Source organism: Bacteroides sp. CAG:633 (genome assembly GCF_000435115.1).
Classification (GTDB): domain Bacteria; phylum Bacteroidota; class Bacteroidia; order Bacteroidales; family Bacteroidaceae; genus Bacteroides; species Bacteroides ndongoniae.
Window position 1 is genome coordinate 64,494 of record NZ_FR883109.1, and the last position, 17,434, is coordinate 81,927.

At 37.1% G+C, this 17,434-nt stretch carries 14 protein-coding genes; all 14 read left to right on the forward strand.

The features are described 5' to 3' along the window. Nucleotides 1–16: 16 nt before the first annotated feature. The 14 genes from QVP67_RS11365 to QVP67_RS11425 all read left to right on the forward strand — a co-directional run bounded on the left by QVP67_RS11365 (nucleotide 17) and on the right by QVP67_RS11425 (nucleotide 17,434). Nucleotides 17–4,651, forward strand: coding sequence for a hypothetical protein (locus QVP67_RS11365; RefSeq protein ID WP_022163683.1), 4,635 nt, complete (start codon nucleotides 17–19; stop codon nucleotides 4,649–4,651). Between the two features lie 4 nt (nucleotides 4,652–4,655). Then, entirely contained in the window at nucleotides 4,656–5,336 is a 681-nt protein-coding gene (locus QVP67_RS11370) for a hypothetical protein (protein WP_022163684.1), read from the forward strand. Beyond that, nucleotides 5,323–6,285, forward strand: coding sequence for a hypothetical protein (locus QVP67_RS11375; protein WP_022163685.1), 963 nt, complete (start codon nucleotides 5,323–5,325; stop codon nucleotides 6,283–6,285). The genes QVP67_RS11370 and QVP67_RS11375 overlap by 14 nt, the downstream gene beginning before the upstream one ends. Nucleotides 6,286–6,297: 12 nt before the next feature. After that, complete coding sequence (locus tag QVP67_RS11380) at nucleotides 6,298–7,188, forward strand: hypothetical protein (protein ID WP_022163686.1); 891 nt, start codon at nucleotides 6,298–6,300, stop codon at nucleotides 7,186–7,188. Further along, entirely contained in the window at nucleotides 7,185–7,712 is a 528-nt protein-coding gene (locus tag QVP67_RS11385; protein ID WP_288180144.1) for a hypothetical protein, read from the forward strand. The genes QVP67_RS11380 and QVP67_RS11385 overlap by 4 nt, the downstream gene beginning before the upstream one ends. Before the next feature lies 1 nt (nucleotide 7,713). Continuing rightward, nucleotides 7,714–9,813 (forward strand): hypothetical protein, encoded by a 2,100-nt coding sequence (locus QVP67_RS11390; protein ID WP_022163688.1) that lies wholly within the window; start codon nucleotides 7,714–7,716, stop codon nucleotides 9,811–9,813. Nucleotides 9,814–9,893: 80 nt separating this feature from the next. Next, nucleotides 9,894–10,244, forward strand: a complete 351-nt coding sequence (locus QVP67_RS11395; RefSeq protein WP_288180145.1) for a hypothetical protein — start codon at nucleotides 9,894–9,896, stop codon at nucleotides 10,242–10,244. 127 nt (nucleotides 10,245–10,371) lie between these two features. Further along, nucleotides 10,372–10,728, forward strand: a complete 357-nt coding sequence (locus QVP67_RS15690; RefSeq protein WP_022163690.1) for a GIY-YIG nuclease family protein — start codon at nucleotides 10,372–10,374, stop codon at nucleotides 10,726–10,728. Between the two features lie 7 nt (nucleotides 10,729–10,735). Beyond that, entirely contained in the window at nucleotides 10,736–11,599 is an 864-nt protein-coding gene (locus tag QVP67_RS11400; protein ID WP_022163691.1) for an FAD-dependent thymidylate synthase, read from the forward strand. 8 nt (nucleotides 11,600–11,607) lie between these two features. Then, the gene (nrdD, locus tag QVP67_RS11405) at nucleotides 11,608–13,809 is read left to right on the forward strand and encodes an anaerobic ribonucleoside-triphosphate reductase (RefSeq protein WP_022163692.1); all 2,202 of its coding nucleotides are present in this window, start codon (nucleotides 11,608–11,610) and stop codon (nucleotides 13,807–13,809) included. Beyond that, nucleotides 13,806–14,300: an anaerobic ribonucleoside-triphosphate reductase activating protein gene (nrdG, locus tag QVP67_RS11410; RefSeq protein ID WP_288180146.1), complete on the forward strand. Its 495-nt coding sequence runs from the start codon at nucleotides 13,806–13,808 to the stop codon at nucleotides 14,298–14,300. The genes nrdD and nrdG overlap by 4 nt, the downstream gene beginning before the upstream one ends. A 133-nt stretch (nucleotides 14,301–14,433) precedes the next feature. Continuing rightward, nucleotides 14,434–14,907 carry a hypothetical protein gene (locus tag QVP67_RS11415; protein ID WP_022163694.1) on the forward strand — a complete coding sequence of 158 codons (474 nt, stop codon included), beginning with the start codon at nucleotides 14,434–14,436 and terminating at the stop codon, nucleotides 14,905–14,907. A 14-nt stretch (nucleotides 14,908–14,921) separates the two neighbouring features. Next, nucleotides 14,922–16,322 (forward strand): hypothetical protein, encoded by a 1,401-nt coding sequence (locus tag QVP67_RS11420; protein ID WP_022163695.1) that lies wholly within the window; start codon nucleotides 14,922–14,924, stop codon nucleotides 16,320–16,322. 65 nt (nucleotides 16,323–16,387) lie between these two features. After that, nucleotides 16,388–17,434 (forward strand): metallophosphoesterase family protein, encoded by a 1,047-nt coding sequence (locus QVP67_RS11425; RefSeq protein WP_022163696.1) that lies wholly within the window; start codon nucleotides 16,388–16,390, stop codon nucleotides 17,432–17,434.

The following is a 17,434-nucleotide window of genomic DNA, read 5'->3' on the forward strand; positions in this document are numbered from 1 at the left end:
TTAAAAAATTGAGAATATGGCAGATTTATTAGCACAAGGATATATAACAATTGCGGTGGTAAACGATGGGTACAGCCTATCGCTTACCACCTCTTCTGTATCTATACCTGCCAATCACGATGGTTCTGACCCAGATTTGAGTTGTGCTTATACCAATGTGTCATTGTCTAAAGGCAATGTAAGCCAACCCATTGAAATAATTAATGTCATTCCCAGCACTAATGGTATTCAATATACTTATGTGCCTGCTGGTCCATATAATTGGAAAGTTTCTATTATTGGATTAGCTTCTGATATTACTTCTGGGTCTTTGGATATTATTGTGCGTACACCCGATGGGTATCAAACATCAGCAAGATTTAATTTTTCTGTTGTTCGTAATACTACCAATCTTGATTGGATTGAAGAATGGAACGGTACGCACACCCAGATTGGCTCTAACTATGTTATTACCCCCAAATTATTTGCTGGACATAAGACTAGTGAAGGTAAAATTACAGGTATTTATTTAGGAAAACTCAAAGGATTTATCGGTGAAGTTTTTCCATTTACATTGTCGGATGCTGAAGAAGGTTTGTACGGTTATCGAGACAACAAAATAGTATTTTACATCGACAATAATGGAGCCAGGATTGGAGGGTGGGATATTACCCCAGATTCTATCCAGTGTCTTGATGGTACTTTAACCATTAAGTCTGAAGGTGCTATTTCTTCGCAAAGTGACGGAATAGAACATTGGGCTTTGAAAAAAGACGGAAGTGCCTCGTTTGCCAATGGAAAGGTAACGATGGACGCAAAAGGCAATGCGTCTTTTGACGGACATATTATTGCACGTTCTGGAGAATTAGCTGGTTGGACTATCGGTGAACAAAGTATTTATAAAGTAGGTGTAGCCATCAATTCTTCCAGACGATTTATTGCTGCCGCAAATGTCATAACTTCAGAATTAGAAGGTGATCAGTTTGATTGGGTAAAACAATATGGCGGTGCTGCAATGTATTATATCAGTAACGCCGATTATGGGTTTATCGGATATAAAGGAGATAAACTTATGTTTTCAGCCGGTTCTAAAAATTATATTGCCGGATGGAGTTTTGATGAATCTGCTTTTTGGCTTGGCACCAAGAATAATAATATGGGGCAATTTACCAAAGACGCTTCCAGTATTACGATTGGTACTAATGGTATTCGCGGCTATAAATTTTATTTGGACAAAAATGGTGCCGGTGCGTTGGCCGGAGGCAATATTGTATGGGACGAAACTGGTAAAGTCACATTTTCTAAAGATGTTACGCTTCAATGGAGTGTTGGAATTGAAAATGCACAAAACGCTGCCCTTTCTGCTGCAAACGAAGCACAGGAAGCGGCGAAGGCGGCTAAGGATGCAGCCGACTTAGCTCAAAGTAATTTTGATTCTCTAAAAGGATATGTGGATGGAGCATTCTCAGACGGAATCATTTCCAGCACTGAAGCGCAGGCTATAGAGAAATATATCAATATAGTCAATAATACAAAAGCTGGTGTCGAAGCTACTTATACAAAGTTGTATGCGAACACTTATTTAGACGGTACCGAAAAGACTACCCTACTGAATACTAAAGTATCGTTGTTTGGAGCTATCAGTAATTTAATTGCATGTATCAATACAGCTATTTCTGATGGAAAGGTAACAACGGAAGAAAAGAATAATGTGAATGCTAAATTTACAGCGTTCAATTCCGCTTTGTCAGCTTTTAACACAGCCGTAGAAACAGCAAACAAGAAAATCCAGGATAACCTGAAAGGATATTCTGACGCTGCCCTTTCTGCTGCAAACGAAGCACAGGAAGCGGCGAAGGCGGCTGGCAATAAATACGGCCAATTGATTGGTACCTATTTAACTTATATCGACCAAAAAGGTATATATACCGGTACTTTAGCAGCCGATCAAATTATTTCTGGCACGATTTCAACTGCCAATATTAAACAAGCAAACAACAGGTGGTTCTTAAATCAAGATGGCTCCGGTTCGTTGGCAAACGGCAATATTTCTTGGGACCAAGATGGCAATGTGCAATTTTCCAATGATGTAATATTAGCATGGAAAGATGTGTTGGCAGTAGGTAGTTATACTGTATCAATGACTACTCCCTCTGTAGTATGTGCTACTGATAATGATGGCAATAATGCAGATTTGTCAGATGCTTATACAACAATCTCTGTGTGGTCTGGTAAAACACCTGTCAAATTTACCATTTTAAATGTATTCCCTAGTGCGGATGGCATTAAATATTCGTATGAAAATGCCGGTGATTATTCATGGAGAGTAGCATTAACTAATGTTGCAGCTAATGTTCAGTCTGGTTTTCTGACTATTGTTATTAAAACGCAAGATAATTTTGAAATGTCAGTGCGCTTTAGCTTTGCAATGGTAAGAAACCCTAAAGAACTAGCCTTTTTAGATGAATGGGAAGGGTCATACACTCAAATAGGATCTAATTATGTAGTGACCCCTCGTATTTTTGCTGGTATGAAAACTTCTGCCGGCAAATTGACCGGTGTGTATTTAGGTAAACTGAGCGGATATTTAGGCCAAACCCTTCCATTTACTTTAAGTGAAGCGGAGGCAGGTATCTATGGCTATAAAGATAGTACCATTATATTCTCTATAGATAATCAAGGGGCTTTGATTGCCGGATGGAAATTTGATTCTGAATCTTTGTATTTGGGAAATAAAAACAATACATCAGGGCAATTCACGAATGCGTCTGGATCTATTACGATTGGAACAAAAGGAATCCGTGGCTTTAAATGGGGGCTTAATTCTGATGGGTCAGGATCGTTAGCAGATGGTAATATTAAATGGGATGCTGCCGGCAATGTTACTTTTGGTGCCAGTGTGATTCTCAATTGGACCAATGCCGCTCAAGAAGCAGCTGATGCAGCCAAAGATGAGGCTATTGATGAGGCACAAAAAGCAGCCGAGGCAGCTGAAGCAGCCGCTAAAGAACTTGCGTCTGCAATGGCATTTGGGAAAATGTTATATCGTGATCCTACATTTGTAGAAGGAGGCAATGGCATTAGTGTATATAATAATAGTGGCAATGGTACAGTTACAATCACTCGTACCAGTAGCTCGACTGTACCTAATGATAGCGGAAAAATGTTGACTATTAAAAATACCGGTACAGCTTCGCCTTATTGTGGGGGTTTTTCATTTACTACTCAATGTGGATATAGAAAAATCTTTATTACAAGAATTATTGCTAAAATTCCTGTAGGAAGAGATATTACTTTTCATACTAACAGTATGGGAACTGGAGGCACACAAAAATGGCTTACTCCAACTAAAGGTACTGGTGATTGGCAAGAATATATTTGTAAAGTATATTGTGGTACATCCAATTTTTCATCAACCCATTTTTTTGCAATTACCGGTGCTTATAATGTTACCTGGTATTTAGCGTATGCCACCGTGTTTGACGTAACAACATCAGAGCGTTACACAACTACTATTGATGCAAATGGTATATACACAGCAACACTCAATGCTAATCAGATTACAGCAGGTACAATTGATGCTGACCGCATTGGTGCAAAAAGCATTACAGCAGATAAGATTGCCGCTAATACCATTACGTCCGCTCAGATTGATGGTGACAGTATTAAAGCTAACATTATTAATACCAACTATATAAATGGTTTAAGTTGTACATTTACTAAAGGTAAAATTGGCGGTTGGACTATTGGAGCAAACAGTATTACAAAAAACAGCGTATCGCTAGGTAGTGATGGGACAATAAGTAATGGCTCATATTGGTCTTTGAAAAATGATGGTTCCGGTTTTGTGGCAAAAGGTAATATCACTTGGACCAATACTGGCGTGATGACGATAAAAACAGCCAATATAGAGTCTAGTGTATTGAAAAATGTTAAAATAACCGGTACAGTCAGACAACCTTGGGCACGTTCTGGAATATATGTCAATATTGGTGGTAATTCTAGTGAAACACTTACATTTGATAATGTTGCAGGAGGTGCATCTGGAGGGTGGGAAGACGGTAGTTTAAATAGTATGCTATCGTGGACGTTAAATGATAGTGGTCGTATTATGCGAATAGCTAACTGGAAGTTTAATGGAGAAACATTTACCGGTAAAGCCACAGTATCAGCCCCTTCTGGTAAATACTTTTTTGAAGATGGTCTTTCTAAATCAACTTTAACTGTTTCAAGAGAAATGGTTGAATTAATAGGATATGGAGATGATCGCACTTTTTATGGTTGGATTGTCGTTCGTAGAATTGATTTAGGTTCAACTAAAAGATATGGTAGAGGACTAAAAGTGTTGGCACAAGGTATGGTGTCTGGTTATAGCAGTGGAGCAAGTATTAGTTATAAAACTTTTGACGGCAGCTCAATGTCAGTAACTCGTTTATCAGAAGGCAGGTATCAGATTTCATTTTCAAGTACCTGGTTTTCCAGTGCTTCAGATTGTTTGGTTATGTTGACAGGGTATGGTTACTCTTCAGGTTCGTCTACAGCTCCCATCAAAGCAACTTTGACTAGTAGAAACACTACTAGTATTATTGTAGATACAAGTGATGACTCTAGTAGAAATGATGGCTCATTTATGTTTTATATTAGCAATCTAAACGATTGGATGTATATATAAAATTATGCGTAAAGATATTCAAATAAATACTTCCACACACGATATAGTGCTACATGATAAAAACTTAGTAGCTACTTATCCATTTGAATGGGTTCAAGAGGGAGATACATATTTATATGGACAAATAACCATACCAGAATATGTGTCAACTCGTATGTTAGAAGAAACGGGGGTAAGGGTGTCTATTCCTTATACCCCAATTTATAAGCCTATAACTATTCGGATTGTAAGAGAATTGGAAAACGGTTCTTTACAAACCATGATAAACCCAGTGAACCGAACAGAATGGTTTAATATATTGACCAAATTATATAATAAGACACAAAAACAAATTTGTGCATCTCAATTACTTATGGTCAGTACCACGGATTATTTAATCCAAATTATTAATGGTGACGCGTGGATATGGTCTAACCAGAATTCTGATTTGATTAATGTTAATGCCAACTTTCAGAATCGTAATTTAATGTTGCAATGCGTTCCCTCTAATGCTTATCGCTATCCAGTGTCGGGCGTGGGGTTAGTACGATATTTACATAGTAATTTAAGTCAATCAGATTTAGCTGATAGATTGCAATCAGAATTTAAAGCTGACAAAGTAACAGTAAAAAATGCTGCCTTTAACTCTTATACAGGAGATCTGGAGTTGGATTTAGATTTTACAGAAGCCGATGCAAGTGTATAAAGTACAAAAGAATCAAAATATATATGATGTTGCCTTATATTTATTTGGCAGCATTGAGGGTATTTTTGAATTAATGGCTAACAATCCTGAATTGTCGTATGATACAGAATTAAAAGAAGGAGACGAATTGTATTGGGATGAGCAAACTATTATACATCAAAGTATTGTAAATGAATTCTATACTACACATATTGTTCCGGCAAATGCTACAAGAAACATTTACTACAAATCTACTGATGCAGAATTACGTTGTTATATCCAAATACCTAATAATAGCGTGTCTTTAACTTTACATGTGTCTGGAGACCATTCTATGATTGTAGATTGGGGAGACAATACGCCTTTAGAAACTATAACTCTCCAGTCTGATGTGCAGCAGTATATTCACTATTTTGATAATGTGGTATCTGAAAGATACATTCGGTTATATGGTGATTTTAACCTTAAAACATGGGATGTGTCTTCTATCAATGGATTAATTATGCCCACCATGCCACTCGTTGTCGATGAATTCATATCTCAGAAGAACAAAATTTCTTTGCAGGGCCTATTTTTATTTAAGGGTACATACTCTGTGATTTTGTCGGGTATGGATATTGAATCTCTAACACCCATACAAGATATGAGTTTGAGTTATTTACAATTGACAGATAACAAATATGCAGATGAATCTTGTATAGATGCTTATTTGATTTATTTAGCTACACATAATAATCAAAGACGTAATTGTAAAATTGTGTTAGATGTACAGCCTTCCGGCACATACGGTGAACCACCTAAAGATGAGCATGGTAATTATATTATTACAACCGGTATGCAAGCTATTTATGTGATTCTCCATGAGCCTGCCTGGAATGAAGCTGGCCCTTGGGTTTTTGATATTAAGGGTATCGAATATGCTGCTGACAATTTGACGTTTAACTATACTTTATCATTGATTATGGAATAACGATAACTAAATATGAGTAGAACATTAACAGAAATATATAATGAAGCGGTCGAAGCCCGTAATCAATATTTGGAATTAACTGAATTAACCAATAATTCCAAAATGTCTATTATCAATGCTTTTACATGGGTTACGTCTGCTGCCATATTTTCATTTGAAAAACTGATGGATGTGTTTATGCTGGATATTGCTACGGTTTTTAGCAATCGAATTAATGGCACTCCAGCGTATTATGCCAATGCTTTGTTGAAATGGCAATATGGCGATGATTTGGTTGTAAATGAAGAAGGTACCGCTTTTCATTATCCAACTATAGACGAAGCAAAGCGTATCATTACACATGTGTCTTATCAGGAATATTATAGTTCTGAATTTAAGGACAATGTACTGATTTTAAAAGTAGCTACTGGTACCGGAAGTAATTTAAGTCGTCTGACCGATGAAGAATTGATTGCCGCTAGAGCCTATCTTAATCAGATTAAATTTGCTGGAGTTAAATGTAATGTTGTTAGTCGCAAAGGAGATGTATTAGTACCGCGTGTTACAGTATATTATGATGGTGCAGTAAGCAAAGAAGAACTATATGACAAAATAGACGAAGCATTGACTCAATTTATCGCGGATATGAAATTTGATTCTTTGATTTATGCACAAAAGGTGATAGATGCCATTCAAAGTGTAGAGCATGTAACTGACGTATATATTGACCCCAACGCAGCGGTTGAGCAAGGTATATTTATCGCACAATATGATGATAACGATGGCTTAGGCCCATTGCAAAAGATTGTACGAAAATGTTATACATCCAGCGGTTATGCTAAACAAAGCACCAAAGAAAATGAAGAAAATCTGTTGCCTACTTTTCGTGAAGCAATTGCATTAAAATTAGATTCAGAACAATGAGAAGTTATAAAATAGATACAGATAAAATGGTGAATCAGTTGGTTCCTCATTATTTAGGAGGTAGAAGATTGGTGTTATTTCTACAATCTTTATTAGCTCCTTTAAAAAGTCTAGGTACGATATGGGAAGATTGGGCTACAAACAAGCGTATTGAAGCTGCTATGACTTCACAAGTAATTATGCTGGAGTATTTTTTGAATCGCAAATTCAACCAATATTTATTAGACCCATCCCAGCGCATTGTTATTTCTGATGGTGATACGCCTGGTGTTCCATTGTATTGGGAGGCTGCTTTATCTGATATTTCAGATATGATATTATACGCTAAAAATGAAAATTCGAGCAAAAACCCCGTGTTACGATGGAAAGATGAAAAGATGATTACAACTGATTATAGTTTTACAGTGAGTTGCCCACCTATTAATACACAAAAAATTTCTGAAGAAGAATTGACAGCTATGATTAGCTATTATGTGGGCTTATATCGTATTGCAGGTAAAAAATTTATTGTAATATATAGTTAATATGAAAGAGTTTACATCCCAAACAGGTGGCCGATACACCTATATTGATGATATGATGAACTTGCAAGATTTAGCATTAGCTTTTGCAAGTATATTTAATGATTGTGACAATTTTATCATTAGTGGGTGTCAAGTCACAGGCAATACCATCAGTGCCGGATATGTATATATTAATGGTAAGATCCGTTACTGTTCTGGTATTTCCAGTGCGTCTAAATGGCCCATGTATATATATGAAAGCAATTACTTTGAAAAGGTGCCGTATGCAGATTCTGCCGATAAAGTAGGGCGTAATGTGTATGGATGCGCCCTTGCTTCCAGTGTGCCTACAGTTAATGATTCGTTGACCGGTGTACCTCCACAATCTATAAGTATTAGTTCTGATGGCAGTGCCACACGTTTACAAGATGCTTTTATTGGTAAATATGGTCTTTTATTGAATCCCAGTAAAACATCACAATCTGTCAACAAATCGGTTACTTTCAATGGAATATTAACTGCCAATGCTGGAGTAAGTTCTAAAAGTAATATTGATTTGATACGAGGTTCCGCTAAAGCCACATTGTCTTATAACGCTTCTGGAGCTTTAACCATACAATCAGTAGTATCTAACAAAACCCACAAACTAACAATTACTGAAGACGGAGAATTCCAGTTTTACGCAAACAATGTTTTACTGGGAACTATTAATTCGCAGGGCACTTCGCTTAAAATCGCAATTGCATCTGACATTACTAAAGGAGGCAACCTTGTTTTGACCAACAATCATTTATATAATGGTGGCTTTGCTTCTAATGATGCTGCAATCAATATTAATGTATGGGGGTATAATGGTGGGGTGACTTATTATCGCAATACTAATATTGGTGATGGTAAGGGTAACATCATTATGTCTGTTACTGGGGCTAATAAAAATGTGATTTTTAATGGTCCTGTCAATATTGCTTATGCTAATATCCCACTCACCTTTTCTCACCCCACTCTTAGCAAAACAGACAAGACCTTAACACATTATTGTTTATGGCGTGATAAAAGTGGGGATAGCCTTGGGGTTATGGGTTATACCACCAATACTGATTTTCATTGGCATATTAAGAATTACATCGGTTCTGTACAAATTGATAATGACGTATATATTACCGGTTCTTTATATGTTAAAGGAACAAATGTCTTGGAATCCTTAGTTAGCAACAGCACATTTAATACAGCCATTAATAAAAAAGCTAACGCTGCTGATGTATATACTAAAAATGAATCAGACAAACGTTATGTCAAATTAACCGATAGTATTACAGTTTTTGTTACACAAGCCGGAGGTGGAGAGCCGGGCAAGGCCGCAGTAAGAGCTGCTATAGGAGCCAGTTCTATTGCAGATTTTAATGGCGCATTGCATTTAGATCAGGGTTTTCAAGATATTGTATCATACGGGCTTCCAGCCTCTAGTGAATCTGGTTATGCAACCAAATTAGAAAGTCGTAAACGTGCCTTATGTAACACATTGGGGGCCGCTTTCTATACAGATATTGACCAACGCTATATAAAACGTTCTGACAGTATTTCAATATTTGTATCTGGTGCTGGCGGTGGTACTGTTGGACAAGCTTCTGTATGCAATACTATTGGGGCTTGTACGGTTAGTGCGTTTGCTGACGCAGTGTTGAAATCTCAGGGATTTCAAGATATTGTGTCATACGGACTACCCAATGTTGGAGATCCTTCTTATTCAACAAAACTAGATGCCAGAAAGCGTACTTTGTGTACAGCTATTGGAGCGGCTTATGCCAGTGATTTAGGAGTGCCGCCTAAAGATACTGGGTGGATTGCAATGACTGTCCAAAATTGTGGTATTACTACTAAATTATATGTACGGCAAGTGGGGCATGTAGTTTCTATTCAAGGACAATTACATACTCATCATAGTGGCATTATTTTTACACTTCCTAATACTATTGATCCTCCGAAATATGAAATTGGCTATTCTCACAACAAAGCAGGGCGATGGCATTGTGTTATTGAAGGAGGGTCACGTGATTGTAAAGTTGATTATTGCAGTAGCGGTTGCTCTGAATATATCGGATTTTTAATGACTTATATTGTATAATATGAAAATCATTGATGTAAGCAAAGACATTCAAAGTCAAAAAAACAATGCACAGCGTGCTTTTGTCAAATCATCCTCCAGTGAAAAACAAGAAACGCAAGAAACATCTAAGAAAACCAGGAAGACCAAAAGGGTACAGTCTGAAGAGATTTGATCAGACACGAATAGGTTTTTTGTTAGCTCACGAGGTGCCAATTGAATACAAACTGCTGATGGAGACCGTAAAATCATTAAAATTAAGTTCTCCATCAGCAGAACTTATCGAAGCTATAGCTTATGCTTCAAATGACCCTTTTTTTCGCAAAACAAAATTTTGGCGTTGTTTGATGGATTATAAAAAATATGGATTAAGACCGCCATACGCCATTAAAACAAATGTAAATAAAGAGCTGTATTACATTAGAATACGTATTAAAAAGTATCTATTATGATTAATCAATATGTATCATATTAGATACTTTTTCTATTCTAATTCATTGTGATTTAGAATATAATTGTTAGTTTTGCATTTGCAATTGATGATTTCTATCTATAACATTTACTTAATACCGTAATTTTATGCGTAAGGTATCGCGCTTTTTCAAGCCGTTACCATGTCCAACACCCACCCCAAAAAGTCTTTATCTTTTACGATGTAAATCTACCGGGTTGTATAAAATTGGCTCAACTCACGAAAAAGTTCAAACCCGTATCAGCAAACTGTATTACAATAGTCATACAGATCAACGTACTATTGAGATTATCAAAATCTGGGATAAATGCGGCTTTTGCGAACGATATATTCTTTCAGCATTTGAACGTATTCGAGTGTCACATCCTTTTTATCGCAACGGACATTTGGAATGGTTTCAGTACACAAGTGATGAATCAAGTCTTATCAAGACTATTGAATCTTTTATCGAAAGTTTAACGTAAAGAAGATATGAAATTAATCAAACCATCTTTTACAATTTTACATCAAGCTCCTGGATTAGAAGGAGTATATAAACAAATAGAATTGGCTGGCCGTACTTGTTATAAGTCAGAAGATAAGATTACACCAGATTCCGCTAAAGCGTTTGTAGAACGAATGATAAATTCCGGACATGGTGCAATGTTAGAGCATGGCACAGTATATTTAGGTATGCCTATAGAAACAATTATTCCCATAGAAGCTAATGGTTGGGGGAAATATGAATCTAATAAATACTCTAAAGGAGGTGTTGTTTGCTCTATTAATGGTGAAAAAAGAGTTGCTATAACCACTAATCTTAGAGTGTTAGTGGAAAACGGCTGGTTGGATGATTTGCAATATATTTGTGAACCTACAAAATATCACGAAAAAAGAATCACTGTCCGGTTTATCTGTGACCGAGGTGTATCACATGAATTTGTAAGACATCGTGTTTTTAGTTTTGCTCAGGAATCCACCAGATATTGCAATTATTCTAAAGATAAATTTGGCAATGAATTAACCTTTATCCAACCTTGTTATTTAAATGAGGCAGAGTTAGCTCAATACGGGCCTTATCATCTTGTCAGCAGAAATAAATCACCTGAAAGCATATTTATTTGTAGTCTTAATAATGCTGAAAAAGATTATTTGACGCTTATTGAATCAGGTTGGAAAGCACAAGAAGCTAGAGCAGTATTGCCTAATGCCCTAAAGACTGAACTTGTAATGACAGGTTTTGCAACTGATTGGCCACATTTTTTTGAATTACGGTGTGCATCTAACGCTCACCCACAAGCCAGAGAGTTGGCTATTCCTTTATATGACGAATTTTTAAATCAAAAACTTATTTAATTCAACGTATGAAAGTACAAAAAAGAAACGGTCAAATTGTAGCATTTGACATTTGTAAAATTGAAAATGCAATATCAAAAGTATTTGAAAGCCAATCAATTAATTATGATTCAAATGTAGTTGAACACATCAAGCAAGTGATACAGACCTCTTATCCAGAAGGAACTGTTGAAGTTGAAGCCATTCAAGATTGTGTAGAAAACGCATTGATGCAATTTGGATATTATAATGTAGCCAAAGCATTTATTCTATATCGTGAACAACGCAAGCAATCCAGATTTATTAAAGAACGAATAGATTACATGAATCAGTACAGCTTGTCAACAGATAACGCTGCCAGCTCTTCAGAAACAGACGCTAATGCTAACGTGACTGTGAAAAATGTAGCAAATCTGGAAGGCGAAGTGTATAAAGTAACCAATCGCATTATCCAACGTCAACGGATGAAAGATGAATTGAATCTGTTATTCCCAGAAATTGCCAAACAATACGAAGCCGATTTGAATCATCATATCGTTTATACGCACGATGAAGCGTCTACGCCGGTGCTTAAACAATATTGCATGGCGGTCAGCTTATACCCATTGATGACTGAAGGTGTAGGCAACATTGATGGGGTTACTCCTTCAGAACCGAATGATTTACAATCGTTTAGCGGACAAATTACCAATCTGATATTTTTATTGTCGGCACAATGCAAAGGAGCGGTAGCTGTAGGTGAATATTTTATCGCACTCAATTATTATGTGGTAAAAGAATTTGGTCCAAAATGGTATGACAAGTTGGATTGCGAGGCAACAACACCCCATTGTTTAATTCGTAGAACCGTTAAAGACCATATTTTAAAGGCATTCAAACAATTTGTGTGGGGCGTTAACCAACCTGCCGGCAACCGAAGTTATCAATCGCCTTTTACCAATATTTCATATTACGATAAAACATACTTCGAGTCATTATTTGGTGAATTTTACTATCCCGATGGCACTCGCCCGGAGTGGAAAGCTGTGGACACATTGCAACGAATGTTTATGAAATGGTTCAATCAAGTCCGACTTAAACAAGTATTGACTTTCCCAGTTGAAACCTTTGCAATGGTGCATAATAATCACGATATAATTGACCAAGAGTATAAAAACTTATGTGCTGAGATGTATGCTGAGGGACACTCGTTCTTTACTTATATCTCAGACAGCGCGGACAGTCTAGCCAGTTGTTGTAGGTTACGCAATGAATTGGCCGAAAACACATTTAGCCCCACTTCAGGATTAACAGGAGTTATGACCGGAAGTTGTAATGTGATTACCTTGAACATCAATCGTATTGTACAGGACTGGGCGTTACAACATCCGTTTGAGGGCCATTCTCTTGTTAAAGGACAGCCATTGCAGACTAATCCATTGAATTGTGTCCATTTGGAACAAGATTTTGTGCAGTATCTCACAACAATCTTGCAGCGTGTGTACAAATATCATATCGCTTATAAAACAATGCTCTATGATATGGAAGACAAGCGTATGTTTGCATCTTCCAATGGTGGGTATATCTATATCAATAAACTATATTCCACTATTGGTATCAACGGCTTGAATGAAGCTGCTAGGTTCTTAGGGTTAACTGTAGGCAATAACCCCGAATATATTCAATTCCTACAATTAGTGTTAGGCACTATCAAAGAGCAGAACAAATTACATTCCATTCACGATAAAAAGCGACCTTTCCTGTTTAATTCTGAGGTGGTGCCAGCAGAAGGTTTGGGCGGTAAGAATTATCGTTGGGACAAGCAGGACGGATATTGGGTTCCAGACGATGAGAATTTGTATAATTCGTATTTTTATGATGCCCATGACAACACCTCTGTTTTGGATAAATTTGTTTTGCATGGACATCAGACTTATCAATATACAGACGGAGGTTCGGCTGCCCATGTTAATCTGGAAGACCATTTGAGCAAATCGCAATATCTTAAATTGATAGATTTTGCAGTTGCCAATGGCACCAACTATTTCACATTTAACATACCGAATAGTAAATGTGAAGATTGCGGTAAGATTATCAAGAAACCGATTGATATTTGTCCATGTTGCGGTAGTCACCATATTACTCAATATACCAGAGTTATCGGGTATTTACGCCCAATAAAAGCATTTGGTGAAGATCGACAAAAAGAGGCAGCAAATAGAACATATAGTGATGGAAAATCTCAGATATGATGAAATATGTAGATACTAAAGTGGTATTCAGTGAATTGCCGAATGAAATCACATTGGCCATTAATATTAGTGGTTGCCCGTGCGCTTGTCACGGGTGCCACTCCAGTTATTTGGCCGGAGATATAGGCGTACCACTAACATACGAAGAATTATCCAGACTCATTCAAGCTAACCGAGGAATTACAGCTGTTTCATTTATGGGTGGAGATGCAAACCCTGCTGAAATCAACCGACTTGCACATTGGGTCAAGACACAGACCCATCTGCTGACAGGCTGGTATTCCGGCAGATCCCAGTTGTCTTCTGATATAGAATTGTCTAATTTTAATTTTATTAAATTAGGGCCATATATAGATGAATTAGGGCCATTGAACAGTCCAACAACTAATCAACGCATGTATGAAGTGGTAATATCAAGAGAAGTGGATGAAAATAATAACCCCATTTATGCTTTGAATGATATAACGGCATGTTTTAAAAAATCAGTATAATATATTTTTATATATTTATCACCTGTAATACAGTTAGTTACAAAATAGTTTGAAAAATAATATTAATTTTTATTTGATAGTTAAAATGATATTATTATCTTTGCAATCACAAACATTAAAGAGTTAATCAAAAATGCTACGCGGTCAAGCACGTCTTATTGTGCAAGACAGTAAGGCTGTAACCCAAGAGACCGAAGCGGTTATCTCCAAATTAAAAGATGGTGACTATACCGTACTTATTATGGATGATGCTAAAAATCGGTCTTTACCACAATTGAAGTATCTATTTGGTGTAGTGCTTAAAACAATTTCAGAACAGTTGCCGACCCACCCACCGGTAGATGCCTTATACAGATATTTTGAAGAGATTTATGCTCCGATTCATACCTGTGATCTTCCTGGAGGTGAAAAGTACGAATACTTTAACCTCAAAAATGAAAAAGCAAGTGAGATGAATGAAGTAATCGAGAGAATCATTCATCATGTAAACACTGAATGGAAAATTGACATCATGTCCAAAATCCAAACTACGATGCCTGAAGCAAAAGAGTTATGGGCTGGTGCATACACCGAACAGTGGAATCTTCCTCTCTCAAACAAACTTTAAAAATTTTCATTTTCATGGAAGAGAAGACTTTGAATCCATTTGATTTTTTTGCTGCAAATCAAGAGACTTATGAAGAGGCTATTAAAAAAAGTGCCGAAGAAAGTCAGAGTTTTTCACGAGTAAAACATTTTCGTATTGATTCTCCAGGAACTTACACTGTCCGAATTTTACCAATTGCCCCAACTTTGGTTGATGGAGAATATAAACTGGACCGTAAGGGATATGAGTACCCCATCAAAACTCAGGTGCTTCGTCTGGAGAACCCCAAGCCTACTTCCAAAAAGGACAAAATGTTTTTTGTCAATGTATGTCAAGCCCGATATGTCGGTCTGTCTGTCGATTTGATTGACACTTACTTGAAAGTAGCAGAAGAAAAGTACGGCGATGACGAAAAGCTGATGAAGAAAGTGCAAGGCAGTGGCTTTGAAGGTGGCTTAAAATGGAATTCACAACGTTGTATGTATATTATTGATGCAGAAAAACGTAAAGAAGGCATTCAGATGCTTACCCTGTCTTATTCGCAATACAAAGATTTGGAAGAGCGCAAATTGACTTTGTGGAAAAAGAAATTGAATAAAGACCCCAAACACCCATGTCCGATTTCATCATTGGAATACGCTTATCCAGTTGAAATCACACGCAAAGAAGAAAACAAAAAAACATCCTATTCATTCAATATTGACGCTTCTGATGATTACGACAAGCTTTCGCCGGAAGAAGTTCAGGCATTGATGGATATGCAGAGATTGCCAGACGCTCTTTATCGCTATTCTCGTTTCCATTTGGAAGCTACCATTGAGTTTTTGCACCAGTATGACAAAAAGATGGAAATGGATGTGATGAGTTCCAAAGAAATTGCTGAAGCTATTGAAAAAATCAAATTGGAACTTCCAGCCGATGACAAGTCTCATTTCTCATTTGACAAGAAAGAACGTCAGGGTGGCGATAACGACAACAATACAGACGAAGATGAACTGGATGTATTATGGAACCGTTGGGAAAAATTGAATGAACGTGGTATTGGTGACAAGTCTGATGAAGGACAAGAATTGCGTGATGATATACGTACCTATATTGATGAGCATGAGCTGGATGTACGAGTAACACGCAGTAAAACTAATCAAGATTTGTTGGAAGATATTGAAGATGCCTTGGAAGTTGCAAAAGATGCAGATCCAGGTGAAGATCCGGACCCTGAAGAGAAGCCTGCAACAACTTCAGAAGAACCAGACCCAGAAGATACAGGGAGTGAAGACCCGAACAATGTAGAAGATCCTGAAGATTTAGAGCCAGAACCAGCACCTGTCCGTCATGCACGTCCGGAGCGCAGAAGAGCTGAGCACAATGATGATACCAATGAGCCAGCAGCACGCCCGGAACGTAGAGCAGCACGTCCAGAACGTAGAAGAAGATAAATTGTTTCATTCATTTATAAGGGGCACTCAATTATTGTTGTGCCCCTTTTAAAAACTCAATCAAGATGAACCAAAAGAATCCAGTAGCATTGTTATTGAACGATATACACGTATCAAAAGACAATATCCCAGAATTTCAAAAAAATTGGGATGAAGCCTTGGCTATTTGCGACCAATATCAAATTTCCGATATAATTATAGGCGGTGACTTATGGCTATCCCGTTCAGCACAAACATTAAGTGTGCTCATGGCTGTAAGACAAGCTATCATTAAAGCAACAAAAGCAGGTATTGCTTTAACAATAGCAGAAGGTAATCATTGCAAAGTGGACCAAGAATCTATTTTAGGTTACAGTCATTTGTTTAGCGAATATCCGAATGTCTATGTAGTGGACGATTACACAGTTATTGACTTGGGAGACAAAGTATCGTTGTATGTTATGAGCTATTTCCCGGAAAATGGAAGCTTTATCGAGAGGTTACAAGATATTATTGCTAATGATTTTGAACCGTGGCGGCATAATATTCTGTATATCCACGAAGGTATTAATGGTGCATTGGCTACTCCCAATGACAAAGAATTACCAACTTCCATCTTTAAGGATTTTAACCAAGTGCTTGTCGGCCATTATCACAACCGATGTGTAGTAGCAGGAACCAACATTGAGTATATAGGCTCATCCAGACAACATAATTTTGGGGAGGACGAAGACAAAGGATATACTATCCTATATTCTGACGGTTCTTATGAATTTGTAAAGAATCAGGTGAATGTAAGATATAAAGTCATGGAAGTAAACAGCACACAATGTGATGCTCTTATTATGAATGAACTTTCAACGGTTAAAGCCAATGAGTTATATAAAATCAAAGTCCGTGTGAAATGTGATAGTACAATGGCAAGTACAATTGACAAGCAAAAACTTTTAGAAGCAGGAGCTACAAAAGTAGAAATTGTTACAGAAGATACAGAAGTCACGCAAGTAGCATCGCACGCATTGGACAAGAAATTCGACAAGACCGGCATTAAGAAAGAATACACTACTTTTTGTGGTGACAAAGGTATATCGAATATTGAATTGGGATTAGCTTATCTTGATAAAATTAATTGA